Annotated in this window: 14 protein-coding genes; 10 read left to right on the top strand and 4 right to left on the bottom strand. The window is 65.4% G+C overall.

Annotated elements, in window-relative coordinates:
* Positions 1-4: 4 nt before the first annotated feature.
* The 4 genes from fabA to NGM28_RS23450 all read right to left on the bottom strand — a co-directional run bounded on the left by fabA (position 5) and on the right by NGM28_RS23450 (position 5,689).
* Positions 5-520: a 3-hydroxyacyl-[acyl-carrier-protein] dehydratase FabA gene (gene fabA / locus NGM28_RS23465; protein WP_023631260.1), complete on the bottom strand. Its 516-nt coding sequence runs from the start codon at positions 518-520 to the stop codon at positions 5-7.
* A 206-nt stretch (positions 521-726) separates the two neighbouring features.
* Positions 727-2,655, bottom strand: a complete 1,929-nt coding sequence (locus NGM28_RS23460; protein WP_252091695.1) for a response regulator — start codon at positions 2,653-2,655, stop codon at positions 727-729.
* Complete coding sequence (locus NGM28_RS23455) at positions 2,652-3,542, bottom strand: ABC transporter substrate-binding protein (RefSeq protein ID WP_240067161.1); 891 nt, start codon at positions 3,540-3,542, stop codon at positions 2,652-2,654. The genes NGM28_RS23460 and NGM28_RS23455 overlap by 4 nt, the downstream gene beginning before the upstream one ends.
* Positions 3,542-5,689 carry a TonB-dependent receptor plug domain-containing protein gene (locus NGM28_RS23450; RefSeq protein WP_252091693.1) on the bottom strand — a complete coding sequence of 716 codons (2,148 nt, stop codon included), beginning with the start codon at positions 5,687-5,689 and terminating at the stop codon, positions 3,542-3,544. The genes NGM28_RS23455 and NGM28_RS23450 overlap by 1 nt, the downstream gene beginning before the upstream one ends.
* A 160-nt stretch (positions 5,690-5,849) precedes the next feature.
* Between NGM28_RS23450 and NGM28_RS23445 the strand changes: the two genes are divergently transcribed.
* The 10 genes from NGM28_RS23445 (at position 5,850) to kdpA (ending at position 13,868) form a co-directional block, all read left to right on the top strand.
* Complete coding sequence (locus tag NGM28_RS23445; protein WP_240067159.1) at positions 5,850-6,875, top strand: NAD(P)H-dependent glycerol-3-phosphate dehydrogenase; 1,026 nt, start codon at positions 5,850-5,852, stop codon at positions 6,873-6,875.
* A gap of 11 nt (positions 6,876-6,886) precedes the next feature.
* Positions 6,887-7,234, top strand: a complete 348-nt coding sequence (locus NGM28_RS23440) for a DUF4389 domain-containing protein (RefSeq protein ID WP_252091691.1) — start codon at positions 6,887-6,889, stop codon at positions 7,232-7,234.
* Positions 7,231-7,689 (top strand): phosphohistidine phosphatase SixA, encoded by a 459-nt coding sequence (gene sixA, locus NGM28_RS23435; protein ID WP_240067157.1) that lies wholly within the window; start codon positions 7,231-7,233, stop codon positions 7,687-7,689. The genes NGM28_RS23440 and sixA overlap by 4 nt, the downstream gene beginning before the upstream one ends.
* Before the next feature lie 98 nt (positions 7,690-7,787).
* Positions 7,788-8,171, top strand: coding sequence for a hypothetical protein (locus NGM28_RS23430; protein ID WP_240067156.1), 384 nt, complete (start codon positions 7,788-7,790; stop codon positions 8,169-8,171).
* A gap of 98 nt (positions 8,172-8,269) precedes the next feature.
* Complete coding sequence (locus NGM28_RS23425) at positions 8,270-9,061, top strand: alpha/beta fold hydrolase (RefSeq protein WP_240067155.1); 792 nt, start codon at positions 8,270-8,272, stop codon at positions 9,059-9,061.
* On the top strand, positions 9,058-9,912 hold the full coding sequence (locus tag NGM28_RS23420; RefSeq protein WP_252091689.1) for an alpha/beta fold hydrolase: 855 nt from the start codon (positions 9,058-9,060) through the stop codon (positions 9,910-9,912). The genes NGM28_RS23425 and NGM28_RS23420 overlap by 4 nt, the downstream gene beginning before the upstream one ends.
* 102 nt (positions 9,913-10,014) lie before the next feature.
* A complete protein-coding gene (locus tag NGM28_RS23415; protein ID WP_240067153.1) occupies positions 10,015-10,809 on the top strand; it encodes a DUF4892 domain-containing protein in 795 nt (264 codons plus the stop codon).
* Between the two features lie 10 nt (positions 10,810-10,819).
* Positions 10,820-11,872 (top strand): AI-2E family transporter, encoded by a 1,053-nt coding sequence (locus tag NGM28_RS23410; protein ID WP_240067152.1) that lies wholly within the window; start codon positions 10,820-10,822, stop codon positions 11,870-11,872.
* Positions 11,873-12,074: 202 nt separating this feature from the next.
* Complete coding sequence (kdpF, locus tag NGM28_RS23405) at positions 12,075-12,164, top strand: K(+)-transporting ATPase subunit F (protein WP_011534724.1); 90 nt, start codon at positions 12,075-12,077, stop codon at positions 12,162-12,164.
* A 9-nt stretch (positions 12,165-12,173) separates the two neighbouring features.
* A complete protein-coding gene (kdpA, locus tag NGM28_RS23400) occupies positions 12,174-13,868 on the top strand; it encodes a potassium-transporting ATPase subunit KdpA (protein ID WP_252091687.1) in 1,695 nt (564 codons plus the stop codon).
* Positions 13,869-13,875 lie beyond the last annotated feature (7 nt).

Here is a 13,875-nt window from a genome sequence, read left to right as displayed (position 1 = left end):
ACCCTTAGAAATTGTCAGTGGAGGTGAACACGCCGACCCGCAGGCCTTCGGCGGTGTAGATCTCGCGACCGTCGACGCTGACCGAGCCATCGGCGATGGCCATGTTCAGCTTGCCCTTCAGGACGCGCTTGATGTGAATGTTGTAGGTGACTTTCTTGGCAGTGGGTAGTACCTGGCCGAAGAATTTCACTTCGCCCGAACCCAGCGCCCGGCCGCGACCCGGCAGGCCTTGCCAGCCGAGGAAGAAGCCGACCAGCTGCCACATGGCGTCGAGGCCCAGGCAGCCCGGCATCACCGGGTCGCCTTCGAAGTGGCAGGCGAAGAACCACAGGTCCGGATTGATATCCAGCTCGGCGACCAATTCACCTTTGCCGAACTTGCCGCCTTCCTCGCTGATGTGAGTGATGCGATCGACCATCAGCATGTTCGGGGCGGGCAGTTGCGCGTTACCGGGGCCGAACAGCTCACCGCGACTGCAGCGCAGCAGGTCTTCCCGGGTAAAGGCGTTTTGTTTGGTCATGCGAGCTCCTCAATAACCCCCTGTGGCAGGGGATGAATCTTCCCGGCCGGCCCGAAGCGCTTTGCATTCGAGGCGGCAGCCTACAGGTAGACTATTGCGTTGTGGTGAAAGTCACAGCGCACCTGGCAAAAAGAGTACAGGTGTGCACTGAAATGTTATTTTCAGGCCCAGCGGCGGTCCTGTCCAGTCCCTAAGACTGCCGCACTTTAGCATTTATCGCCAGTCGCGGCTGTCTGACCGGGCAACCAGCGGCGCAGGATGCGCTGCAGGTCGGTGCGTTTGAATGGCTTGCTCAGGTAATCGTTCATGCCCGCGGCCAGGCAGCGCTCACGGTCGCCCTGCTGGGCGCTGGCGGTCAGGGCGATGATCGGCAGGTCGGCGTGTTGCGGTAACAGGCGGATGCGCCGGGTCGCCTCGTAGCCATCCACGTGCGGCAGGCGGCAATCCATCAGGACTGCGACAAAACGTTGCTGGCCTACCTGCTCGACCGCCTGGCTGCCATCGATGGCCAGGCTGACCTCGTAGCCCAGGCTGCGCAACATGGCTTCGATGACACTCTGATTGACCGGATTGTCCTCCACCAGCAGGATCCGCCCACCTTCACTGCCGCCAGGTGCCTCCAGCACCGTGCCGGGCGGCAGGCTGGCCGGCACGGCGGCCAGTGCCAATGGCATTTCCAGGGTGAACGTAGAGCCAAGCCCTTCGCGACTTTCGCCGCGCAACTGGCCGCCCATGCGCTCGGCCAGGGTGCGAGCGATCGACAGGCCCAGGCCGGTGCCGCCATAGCGCCGCGAGATCGAGCTGTCGGCCTGCTGGAAGGCGACGAACATCATTTCCAGGCGATTGCTGTCGATGCCGATACCGGTGTCACGCACGGTGCAGGTAAACCACAGCAGTTGGCGGTCGAGTACTTGCCAGCGTGCTTCCACCGCCACTTCGCCACGCTCCGTGAACTTCAGGGCATTGCCCACCAGGTTCAACAGGATCTGGCGAATTCGCGTCGGGTCGCCGACCACCTGCAGGTGGTCGATGCCCGGTGGCAGTTGCAGGTGAAGGTCCAGGCCGCGTTGCTGGGCGGTGTGCTGGAACGACTGGACGCTGCTGCTGATCAGTTCGCCCAGGTTGAAGTCGATATGTTCGAGCTCCAGGGTGGTGCGCTCGATCCGCGAGAAATCGAGGATGTCGTTGATCACCTTGAGCAGGTGCCCGGTGGACTCGCTGGCCACCGCGGTGTACTCGGCCTGCTCGCCGGTCAGCTCGGTAGTCTCGAGCAGTTGCAGCATGCCCAGCACGCCGTTCATAGGCGTGCGCAGTTCATGGCTCATCATGGCCAGAAAGTCAGATTTGGCGCGGTTGGCCTGTTCGGCTTCCTCGCGGGCCTGGATCAACTGGCCCATGGCTTGTTGCTGTTCGTGGGCGGCCTGGTCCAGGGCACTGGCGAGGTTGTTGATGTGCCGTGCCAGGTGTCCCAGTTCGCTGTCGTCGACCACCGGCAGCGGGGCATTGAAGTCACCTTGCTGGATTGCCCGCACCGCGTGCCCCATGTCGCTGATCGGTTTCGACAGGCTCATGGCCAGGCGCCGGGCGAGCAGGAAAGTGAACAACAGCGCGAACAGCGCCAGGATGGCGGCCTTGATCACGATTTCCTGTTGGCGCTGACTGAAGGCGTCATCGGACATGCCGACGATCACGCGTCCCAGGTAATCATCACCGATGGTCGGTGGTGGTGCCTTGCCGAGCAGGAAATCGTTGTCCAGGCGAATCTGCTGCAGGCGGATGGGGGCCTGGAACACCTCCACCCGTTGCGCGCGATTGAGGCTTTCGTCCGGCTGTTCCACGTACACCAGGATGTGATTGCGGCTGTCCTGCACTTCGAGGAAGCGCACATGGGGGATGCTCAGGGTGGCGCGCATCAGGCTGTCGAGCACTTCGTTGTTGCCCGAGATCACCCCATATTCGGAGGCTGGGGCCAACTGGTTGGCAATCAGTTGCCCGGTGTGGTTGAGCTCCTGGCGCAAATCCTGGATGCGCACGAAGGTAAAGAAGCTGATCAGCAGCAAAGTGAGCAGCAGGGCAGGGCCCAGGCTGATGATCTGGGTGCGGGTATGAATGTCCCAGCTCAGGCGTTTGCTCATGGCGTGGTTTCTCCTTCGGCCACGGCCAGGGCGGCGGCGTCCGGGTCGATCGCTTCCAGGCCAAGGGCGCGGGCGACCTGCTGGTTACCGCTGACGCCGAAGTGGGTGGGGTAGAGGCTGCGCGGCCAGCGGGCCGGCGGTTGGTCGAGCAGGTGCCCGAGCACGGTCAACCAGTCATCCTGGTCGCTGAAGGTGCTGGCCAGGGCGCCAGCGCGTACGAAGCCTACATTGGGGCCGATCAAGGCCATCTGCCGTGCATAGCTGCTGAGTAGCACGTTCTTCGCGGATTTTGAATTGTAGAGTTCAGGGTCGTCGAGCCCGAGCAGGACATCGCTGTTGCCCAGCAAGTGCTGCAGCGGGCGGCTGTCGCGCAGGTCGGGCCAGTCCTGGGCGACGATCTCCAACCCTTGCGCGGTGGCGGCCTGGCGCAGTTCATCGAGCAGGAAGCGGCTGTGTTCACCGTACAGCACGCCGATCCGCCGTGCCTGCGGCAACAGGTAGCGGGCCAGGCGCAGTTGCCGCGACAGCGGCGGATCGCTCCACAGCAGGCTGAGGAATGCCGGGCGCGAGGCCCCCAGGCGTTGTTCAGCCTGAACCCGGCTGACCCGCAGGGCCAGCGCAGGCGGCCCGGCACTTTCACCCAGGCGCCACTCCAGTGCCGGGCCGTCAAGCAGGATCAGCCGGGTGTCGCCCTTCAGTTGGCCTGGGCGTGGCATCTGTGCCACGGTCTGGAAGCGTACCTGGTCCTGCGGTCGGCGTTTTTCCAGGGCCGCAGCAAAGCTGCGGATGCCGGGCTGGTCTTCCGCGCCCACCAGCAGGATCTCGCTGGCGGACAGCGACCCCAGTGGCAGCAGGCAGAGCAGCAGCAAGCGCAGCAAGCCGATCATCAGAACTCCAGCTCCGCACTGACGCTCAGGCGGTGGCGGCTGTCGTAGCGGTTCTGCTCCAGCGTGACCGGTTCGTCGTCCAGGCGCTGTTGCCAAAGGGCGGCCAGCTCCAGGTTGCTGCCCTGGACCTTGAAACGCTTGGCCAGGCGCAGGTCGACACGCTCGTAGCGGTATTGGTTGAGTGCGTCGTCACCGTAATAGAACAGTGCGCTGGACCAACCCCGACCCCATTCGCGCAGCCAGCCGGCCGAACCGCTGTTGCGTGCGCTCAGGCGGCGGTCGTTGGGGTTGCTGGCCCAGGCATCGACGTAGGCGTAGGTGACGCGCAGGCGGTCGCGCTGGGTGGCGCGCCAGTCGAATTGCGCCTCGCTGCCGGTGAAACGTGCCTTGTTGGCATTGCTGGCGATGAACTGGTTGTTCTTCAACGGCTCGCTGATCATCCCGGTGATTTCGTCGTAGAACAGCTTAACGTCCATGCTCAGGTCGAGGTCGGTGAAGTAGCCGTTGTAGCCCAGTTCGCGCGAGCGCATGCGTTCCTGGTCGAGGTTGCCGGGGCCGCGGGTCTTGACGAAGTATTCGCCGTTCTGCAGGCCGTAGCGGTTGGGCGTGAGGTTCTTGACCGTGTAGCTCCAGTTGACGTTGTTCTCGAACATGTCCGGCGAGCGGATCGCCTCGGAGTAAACCGCGCGCAAGCCGTGGCGCGGTGTGATCAGGTAGTTCACCGCGACCCGTGGGGTAAGCGAGTTGCCCGACAGTTGGGAGTGTTCGTACATCGCCCCGCCCTGGAGGATCCAGTGTTCGTCGGCGCGCCATTCGAGCTGGCCGAACAGGCGCCAGGTCTGGTCGTCGAGGCTGCCGTTGAAGTAGGTCTGCGAGTCGGCGCGGTCGTAGCGGTAGTTCAGGCCGCTGACCAGGCGCAGGCTGTCGGTCAGGCTCAGGGTGTCCTGGACCTCCAGGTCGTAGCGGGTCTCGCGGGTGCTCTGGTCGACGTCGCCGCAGATGGTGTTGCGACCGCCGTTGGACCATTGGTCCCGCACCTGGCCCATCAGCGTGGCGAGCGTCGGGTCGCTGGTGGTGGGCAGGTTGCCGGTGTACAGGTTGCGCGCGACCTTTTCCGTGAAGTTGGGGTCCAGTCGCCACATCTGGGTCAGTTCCGGGCTGAAGGCGATGGCGGCATCGCAGGCCCCCCACACCTGTTGGCGGTCGAAGTGCTGGGCCGAGCCTTGGATGTACAGGCTGTGCTCGGGGTCAAAGTCAATGTTCCAGCGCACCGAGCCGGCATAGTCCTTGGCGTTGACATCGGCATTGTCGCCGGCCCGGTAGTTGCCGAACACCGGTTGATAGGTGTACGGCCGCTGGTTGCTGCCTTCCTTCGCCGCCAGTTGCCAATCCAGCGTCTGGTTCGGTGCCAGGCTGTGCACGGCATTGATGTTGATGCGGTTGGCCCGGCGGCTGTCGCGGTAGTCGCGGCCGAACTGATCTTCGTCGAAGCCGTCGTCCTGCTGGCCCGACAGCGACAGGCGCAGGTCACCACTGTCCCAGCCAAAGCCCTGGCTGGCGTAGTAGTCGTTGATGCCATCCTGGCCCCGGGTCATTTTCACACGGGTGCCATGGCTGTCGGCGGGGTTGCGGGTGAGGATGTTGACCACCGCCATCAGCGCGTTGGCACCGTAGCTGACGGTGTTGGGGCCACGGAACACTTCGATGCGCTCGATGTCTTCCATGGCCACGGGGATGTCGCTCCAGTCCACCGTGGCCAGGCCCGCGCGGTACACCGAGCGGCCGTCGATCAGCACCTGCATGCGCCGGGCGTCGCTGACGTTGCTGCCGTGGTAGTTGACCGTCGGCTGGTTGCCGGCGCCGTAGCCGATCATCATGCCGGGGACCAGGCGCAGCAGCTCGGGGATATCACGGGCACCGCTGGCGCGGATCAGCTCGCTGTCGAGCACGGTCATGCTGCCCGGCACCGCCGCCGGGGATTGCTTGAGGCGCGTTGCGGTCAGAACCTGGGGCAGGTCCTGGTTGTCGATGAACAGATCGTCGGCCATGGCCGGGCCGCCGAGCAGGGCGGTCAGCAGCAACAGGCGTGGGTAAGGGGGCGTGCCAGGGAACACGAAACGGCCTTGTTTCAGAGATGAATCAGGCATGTTAACCGACCGCGTGGCTTTTGCCAGTGATCGACGACTGGCGAATTGCCGCATCACGGGGCACGCCTGCTCCCACGCGTTGCGACGCGACACTGGTTCTGTCGCATGTGCCCCGTATAATGCGCAGGTCGCCACTTTTTTATTGGTTAACGGATTGGATATGACTGAACAGCAACCTGTTGCAGTTCTTGGAGGCGGCAGCTTCGGCACCGCCGTGGCGAACCTGCTGGCGGAAAACGGCCATCCGGTACGCCAGTGGATGCGCGACCCGGCCCAGGCCGAGGCGATGCGCGTCAATCGCGAGAACCCTCGCTATCTCAAGGGTATCCGCCTGCATGAAGGCGTGCAGCCGGTCAACGACCTGCTCGCCACGCTACAGGGCTGCGAGCTGATCTTCGTCGCCTTGCCTTCCAGCGCCTTGCGCAGCGTGCTGGCGCCCCATGCCGAGCTGTTGCGCGGCAAGGGCCTGGTCAGCCTCACCAAGGGTATCGAGGCGCACACCTTCAAATTGATGAGCCAGATCCTCGAGGAGATTGCCCCCGGGGCGCACATCGGCGTGCTGTCGGGCCCCAACCTGGCTCGCGAGATCGCCGAACACGCGCTGACTGCCACTGTGGTGGCCAGTGAGGACGAAGCCCTCTGCAAGCGCGTGCAGGAAGTGCTGCACGGCCGCACGTTCCGCGTCTACGCCAGCAGCGACCGTTTCGGCGTCGAGCTGGGTGGTGCGCTGAAGAACGTCTACGCCATCATCGCTGGCATGGCCGTAGCCTTGGGGATGGGCGAGAACACCAAGAGCATGCTGATCACCCGCGCCTTGGCCGAGATGACCCGTTTCGCCGTGAGCCAGGGGGCCAACCCCATGACCTTCCTGGGCCTGGCGGGTGTGGGCGACTTGATCGTCACCTGTTCCTCGCCCAAGAGCCGCAACTATCAGGTCGGCCATGCCCTGGGCCAGGGGCTGAGCCTGGAAGAGGCGGTCAGCCGCCTGGGCGAGGTGGCCGAAGGGGTCAACACGCTGAAGGTGCTCAAGGCCAAGGCCCAGGAAGTGCAGGTGTACATGCCGCTGGTAGCAGGCCTGCATGCCATCCTGTTCGAGGGCCGCACACTCAACCAGGTGATCGAGCACCTGATGCGCGCCGAGCCCAAGACCGATGTCGATTTCATTTCCACCAGTGGTTTCAATTGAAGGAGCGACCTATGAACGATACTCCGGAGCGCGCCCAGCGCGAATCGATCATCCTGCGCGTGTTGTGGATGCTGGTGTTCCTGGTGGTCTGGCAACTGGCCGAGCTGCTGCTGGGCGGCCTGGTGCTGGTCCAGCTGATCTACCGGCTGATCTACGGTTCGCCCAGTGCCAGCCTGATGAATTTCGGCGACAGCCTCAGCCAGTACCTGGCACAGATCGGTCGTTTCGGCAGCTTCCACACCGACAGCAAGCCCTGGCCGTTCGCCGACTGGCCGGCGCCGCGTGTGCCTGAAGGTGAAGCGCCCCATGCCGTGGCCCCGGCACCGCACCCGGTGCGTGACGAGGAGCCCAAGCTGTGAAGCTCTGGGTGCTGCGCCATGGCGAGGCTGAGCCGCGTGCCAACAGCGATGCCGAACGGCGCTTGACCGCCCATGGCCGCGAGCAGGCGCTGCGCAGCGCCGCCCGGTTGCTGGGCCAGCCGTTGCAGGCGATCATCGCCAGCCCCTACGTGCGGGCGCAACAGACCGCGGCCCTGGTGCATGAGGCCCTTGGTTTCGCCGAGCCGGTACGTACCGTGCCCTGGCTCACTCCGGACAGCGATGCGCAGGCGCTGATCGGTGAAATCGAGCGGCTGGGGCTTGAGCATGTCCTGCTGGTCAGCCACCAGCCGCTGGTGGGCACCCTGGTCAGTCTGCTCGAGCACGGCCATCAGCAGCAGCCTGCGCCCATGAGCACGGCCAGCCTGGCTGAGCTGGAAGGGGACTGGCCGCTGGCAGGGCTGATGACCCTTCGCGCGCTTCATCACCCTACGTGATGCCGGCAACTGGCATTTTTGCCAGTTGATGCGCGCTCCGAGCGCTTGCTAGGGTCCTCGCCAGGATGTGAACGTGCGGCAGGACCCGGGAGCGTGGGATGAAAGGCCGAAGGTTGGAGCTGGTGTGTTCGGTTGATCTTCAGCCCACACTGGAGAAGGTGCAACGGGACGCCGTGCTGGATTTTGCCGAGTACAGCCTTTTGCGTGAGTCGGCCGATGCCAAGCTCTACCAGTTGATGGGCAAGCTGCGTAAGGCGCGGGGCGTCGACAAGGATTCGATGTTCGAGGGCGAGGAAGACCTGCGGCGCCTGCAGGATGCCAGCATCCGCATGGCGCACCTGCTGCAAAGCAGCTGCCTGGCCCTGCGCAGACTGGGCGTGAGTCATCAAGACAAGCGCCTCGCGCGTGAAGCCCTGGAGCAGCAGCTGGCCTACGTGCAAGCCTGCCTGCGCCGCTCGATGCAGAGCTTCGGCGAGTTCTGAATGACCTGATCGCCCTTGGCGATGACCTTTCCGGACGTTGCCGCCAACCGGCACCTTGTCGACAATGGCACAACCTTCCCCGTGCAGAGCAGGCGGCCATGTCGCAGCAGATCTTCTTCGCCCACGCCAATGGCTTCCCATCGGCCACCTACGGCAAGCTGTTCGCCGCGCTGGCACCGGACTACGAGGTTCGGCACCTGGCGCAGCACGCCCATGATCCACGCTTTCCGGTGAACGAGAACTGGCAGAGCCTGGTCGATGAATTGCTGCATCACCTCGAGCAACAGGATGCTCCGGTCTGGGGTGTCGGGCATTCGCTGGGCGGGGTGCTGCACCTGCATGCGGCGCTGCGCCGCCCCGAGTTCTACCGGGGGGTGGTGATGCTCGATTCGCCCGTGTTGACCCGGGTGGACGAATGGTTGATCCAGGCGGCCAAGCGCATGGGCTTCATCGACCGCATCACCCCGGCCGGGCGCACCTTGGGCCGGCGCGAGGCGTTTCCCGATCGCGACAGCGCCCGCCAGTACTTCTCGGGCAAGACCCTGTTCCGCCATTTCGACCCTGAATGCCTCGAGGCGTATCTCGAGCACGGCCTGGTGAACACCGAGGGCGGCCTGCGCCTGCGCTTCGACCCCGCCACCGAGATCAGCATCTACCGCAGCATCCCCCACGTCAGCCCGGCGCCACCCCGCCAGTTGCAAGTGCCGCTGGCCATGGTGCGCGGCGCCCAGAGCCGGGTGATCCGCAAGCATCATGGGTTGGCGGTGCGCACCATGGCCAAGGGCGAATACCACAGCCTGCCGGGTGGGCATATGTTCCCTTTGGAGCGCCCTGGCGACACCGCGAACCTGATCAAGGGCCTGTTCGACCGCTGGAGCCAGCAGCCATGAGCGCTCAGGTCGAGGAAGTGCGCCTGGCGCTCGGCCATATCGAGCTGGCCGCACACCTGTTCGGGCCGGCTGATGGCTTGCCGGTGATTGCCCTGCATGGCTGGCTGGACAACGCCAACAGCTTCGCCCGCCTGGCGCCGCAACTGAAAGGGCTGCGCATCGTCGCCCTGGACTTGGCCGGGCACGGTTACTCGGAGCATCGCCCAATCGGCGCCGGCTACGCCCTGGCCGACTACGCCCATGACGTGCTGCGGGTCGCCGAACAGCTGGGCTGGCAGCGTTTCGGCCTGCTCGGCCACTCGCTGGGTGCGATCATCTCCGTGCAACTGGCCGGGGCCTTGCCCGAGCGCATCAGCCATCTTGCACTCATCGACGGTGTCATCCCGCCCACCATCGCCGAGCAGGACGCCGCCGAGCGCCTGGGTATGGCGTTGCAGGCGCAATTACGCCTGGAGGGCAAGCGCAAGACGGTGTACGTGACCCTGGAGGAGGGCGTAGAGGCGCGGATGAAAGGCATGGTCGCGGTCAGCCGCGAGGCCGCCGAGCTGCTGGCCCTGCGCGGCCTGATGCCGGTACCCGGCGGCTACAGCTGGCGCAGTGACAGCCGCCTGACACTCCCTTCACCCACACGCCTGAACCAGGCCCAGGCCATGGCCTTCGTCCAGCGCGTCGCCTGCCCGGCCTGCCTGGTGGTCGCGGCCGACGGCATGCTGGCGCGCCACACGGAACTGCTGGAGCAGCTACCCTTCGAGCAGGTGACCCTGCCAGGCGGGCATCACCTGCACCTGAACGACGCCCAGGGCGCGACCCTTGTCGCAGACTGTTTCAATCGCTTCTTTGGCATTCCTTGACTTGCACCGGGCAAGTGTCGAGGCTTGGCGGGTTGAAAGGGAGACAACCATGTACTTGCCAGACATTCACGCGCTTTGCCCCGGCCTCTGCGAGGGCTGCCGATGAGCGCACCTGTTTTCATTCGTGGCACCATCGCCGCCTGCCTCGCCGCCGTTAGTCCGCTGCTGTTTGCGGGTAGCCTGCCAGTCCCTGTCGATGCCAAGGTGGTCGACCAGCGCCCGGCCGTGGAGCAGGAGCGGGTCTACCCGATGGGCCCGCTACGCAAGATCAGCGGCCGCCTGCGGGTCGACGACAAGGTCGAAAGCCGCGGCCAGGTCAGTTCGGTCACCTATGAACTGCCGGTCGAGCGCAGCGCCCGCGAAGCCTTCACCAGTGCCCGCGAAGCGCTGCAGCACGACGGCGGCTATCCGTTGTTCTGGTGCCAGGGCCGCGACTGCGGCGAAGCCAGCTTGTGGGCCAACGACGTGTTCGCCAACGCCCGGCTCAACGGTGGCGACGAGCAGCAGGCGTTCATCCTGCTGCGTCGCTCCGCTGAAGAAGCCGATACATTGGTGGCGCTGTACAGCGTGACCCGCGGCAACCGCCGCGCCTACCTGCATGTCGAGGAATTCGTCGCCGCCAGCCCGCTGGGCGACTTGCTGCCCACCCCGGCCACGGTGCTGCGCGAACTGCGCGACACCGGCAAACTCGACTACCCTGACCTGGCCAAGCCCCAGGCCACCTGGGCCGCCTTGCTGGCCCGCAGCCTCAACCTTGACAGCACGCTGCGCGCCAGCCTCAGCGGCAGTGGCGCCGAGGCTTGGCGCGAGCAGCTGGTCCAGGCCGGTGTGCGCAGTGCCCGGCTGGAAGTGGGGGATGCGCCAACTGAAGGCCTGCATCTTGAACTGATCCGTTGAGTGAGCGCCCATGGCCAACAATGACCGCCTGCTGATCCAGATCCTGTTGCTCGCGCTGCTTGGCGCGGCGCTGTGGGTGATGGCCCCGTTCATCTCGGCATTGCTGTGGGGCGCGATTCTCGCCTTCGCCAGCTGGCCGTTGATGCGCCTGCTCACCCGCTTGCTCGGCGGGCGCGAGACGCTGGCCGCGAGCCTGCTGACCACGGTGTGGATCCTGCTGGTCGCGTTGCCGCTGGTGTGGCTGGGCTTCAACCTGGCCGATCATATCCGCGACGCCACCGCCTTTGTGCGTGACGTGCAGGTCGACGGCCTGCCTGACGCGCCGGCGTGGGTCGGCAGCATCCCCTTCGTCGGCGGGCGCCTGGTCAGCTGGTGGGAGTCCTTCGATCAGCAAGGCGCGGCCTTGCTGGCCTCCGCCAAGCCGTATCTCGGCCAGGTGGGCAACTGGTTGCTGGCGCGCAGCGCGCAGATCGGCAGTGGGGTGCTGGAGCTCACGCTCAGCCTGGTGTTCGTGTTCTTCTTCTACCGCGACGGCCCGCGCCTGGCGGCCTTTGTGCATCGGCTGCTGCACCGGCTGGTGGGCGAGCGCGCCGAATACTACGTCGACCTGGTCGCCGGCACTGTGCAGCGGGTGGTCAACGGCGTGATCGGTACCGCCGCCGCGCAAGCGCTGCTGGCACTGATCGGCTTCCTGATCGCTGGCGTGCCGGGAGCCATCGTGCTGGGCCTGGTGACCTTCATGCTCAGCCTGATCCCCATGGGGCCGCCGCTGGCCTGGATACCCGCCACCGCTTGGCTGGTGTCGAAAGGCGACTATGGCATGGCGGTGTTCCTGGGTATCTGGGGCACCTTCGTCATCAGTGGCGTGGACAACGTGCTCAAGCCGTACCTGATCAGCCGGGGCGGCAACCTGCCGCTGGTGATCGTGCTGCTGGGGGTGTTCGGTGGCCTGATCGCGTTCGGCTTCATTGGGCTGTTCATCGGGCCGACCTTGCTGGCGGTGGGTTACAGCCTGCTGCTGGACTGGAGCCGTAATTCCGGGCAGCAATCGCCTCAGCATTGAAGCCCGGTTCGCCGGCAAGCCGGCTCCTACAGAGAAGGTAGGCGCCGGCTTGCCGGCGAACAGGCCGGTACAGGCACCGCAATACCTGATCTTTACGCATTCTTTATGCCCCGGCCCCGCCCCCCATCTCGCCCCTTTACGCCCCTCCCTCGGACAATTTCCCCAAAGCGGCCCTCACGCCGCAATCAGGGGAGATTCACTCATGTACATGCTCGACGGGCTGTCACTGCTTCTGGCGGTGGCGTTGGCGGTTTACCTGCTGGTGGCGCTGCTGCGCGCCGATCGCGGCTAAGGGGCGACCATGCACAGTTACGATTACCTGCTGCTGCTGGCGTTCTTCGCCATCGTGCTGCTGCCGGCGCCCTGGCTCGGGCGCTTCTACTACAAGGTGATGGAAGGCCAGCGTACCTGGCTGTCGCCGATTCTCGGCCCGGTGGAGCGGGGCTGCTATCGCCTGTCTGGCGTGAACGCCGACCAGGAGCAGAACTGGAAGCAGTACACCCTGGCCCTGCTGGCCTTCAACCTGGCCGGGTTCCTGCTGCTGTTCGCCGTGCTGCAACTGCAAGGCTCGCTGCCGCTCAACCCGCAGCACCTGCCGGGCCAGGAGTGGTCGCTGGCGTTCAATACCGCGGTCAGCTTCATGACCAACACCAACTGGCAGTCCTACAGTGGTGAAGCCTCGGTCAGCTACCTGACCCAGATGATCGGCCTGACCGTGCAGAACTTCGTCAGCGCCGCCACCGGCCTGGCCGTGCTGGTCGCCCTGAGCCGGGGTATCGCTCGCCGTTCGGCCGGCACCCTGGGCAACTTCTGGGTCGACCTCACCCGCGCCACGCTCTACGGCCTGCTGCCGCTGTGCCTGGTGCTGGCGTTGCTGCTGGTGTGGCAGGGCGTGCCACAGACGTTCGCCGACTACGTCCACGCCGTGACCCTGCAAGGCTCCGACCAGACCATCCCGCTGGGCCCGGCCGCCAGCCAGATCGCCATCAAGCAGCTGGGCACCAACGGCGGCGGCTTCTTCGGCGTCAACTCGGCGCACCCGTTCGAGAACCCTACGGCCTGGAGCAACCTGTTCGAGGTGGCCTCGATCATCCTGATCCCGGTGGCCCTGGTGTTCACCTTCGGCCACTACGTTAAAGACCTGCGCCAGAGCCGCGCGATCATCGCCTGCATGCTGGCGCTGTTCCTGATCGGCGGCAGTACCGCGCTGTGGTCGGAGTACCAGCCCAACCCAGCCCTGGAAAGCGCCCAGGTGCAACAAAGCGCGCCGTTGGAAGGCAAGGAGAGCCGCTTCGGTACCACCGGTTCGGTGCTGTGGACGGTGACCACCACCTCGGCCTCCAACGGTTCGGTCAACGCCATGCACGACAGCCTCAACCCACTGACTGGCATGGTGGCGATGGTCAACATGATGCTGGGTGAGGTGATCTTCGGCGGTGTCGGCGCCGGCCTGTACGGCATGCTGCTGTTCGTGCTGATCGCCGTGTTCCTGGCCGGCCTGATGATCGGCCGCACCCCGGAATACCTGGGCAAGAAGCTCCAGGCCCGTGAAGTGCAGTTGCTGGTGGCCACCCTGCTGGTGATGCCGGTGGGCGTGCTGATTCTCGGTGCCATCGCCGCCAGCCTGCCCGGGCCGGCCGGCGCAGTGACCAACCCCGGCGCCCATGGCTTCAGCCAGTTGCTGTACGCCTACACCTCCGGTACCGCCAACAATGGCTCGGCCTTCGCCGGTTTCGGCGCCAACACCACGTTCCACAACGTGATGATCGGCCTGGCCATGCTCATCGGCCGCTTCGGCTACATCCTGCCGGTACTGGCCCTGGCCGGCAGCCTGGCGGCGAAGAAGAGCGCGCCGCAAGGCCTCAACAGCTTCCCCACCCACGGCCCGCTGTTCACCACGCTGCTGCTGGTGACCATCCTGCTGGTCGGTGGCCTGACCTTCCTGCCGACCCTGGCCCTTGGGCCGATCGCCGAACACCTGAGCCTGGGTTTCTGAGGAGCAC

The organism is Pseudomonas sp. MWU13-3659, from assembly GCF_023757525.1.
Lineage (GTDB): Bacteria > Pseudomonadota > Gammaproteobacteria > Pseudomonadales > Pseudomonadaceae > Aquipseudomonas > Aquipseudomonas entomophila_E.
The sequence above is the reverse complement of the archived record's forward strand: the minus strand, read 5'-3'. Positions and strand labels throughout refer to the sequence as shown.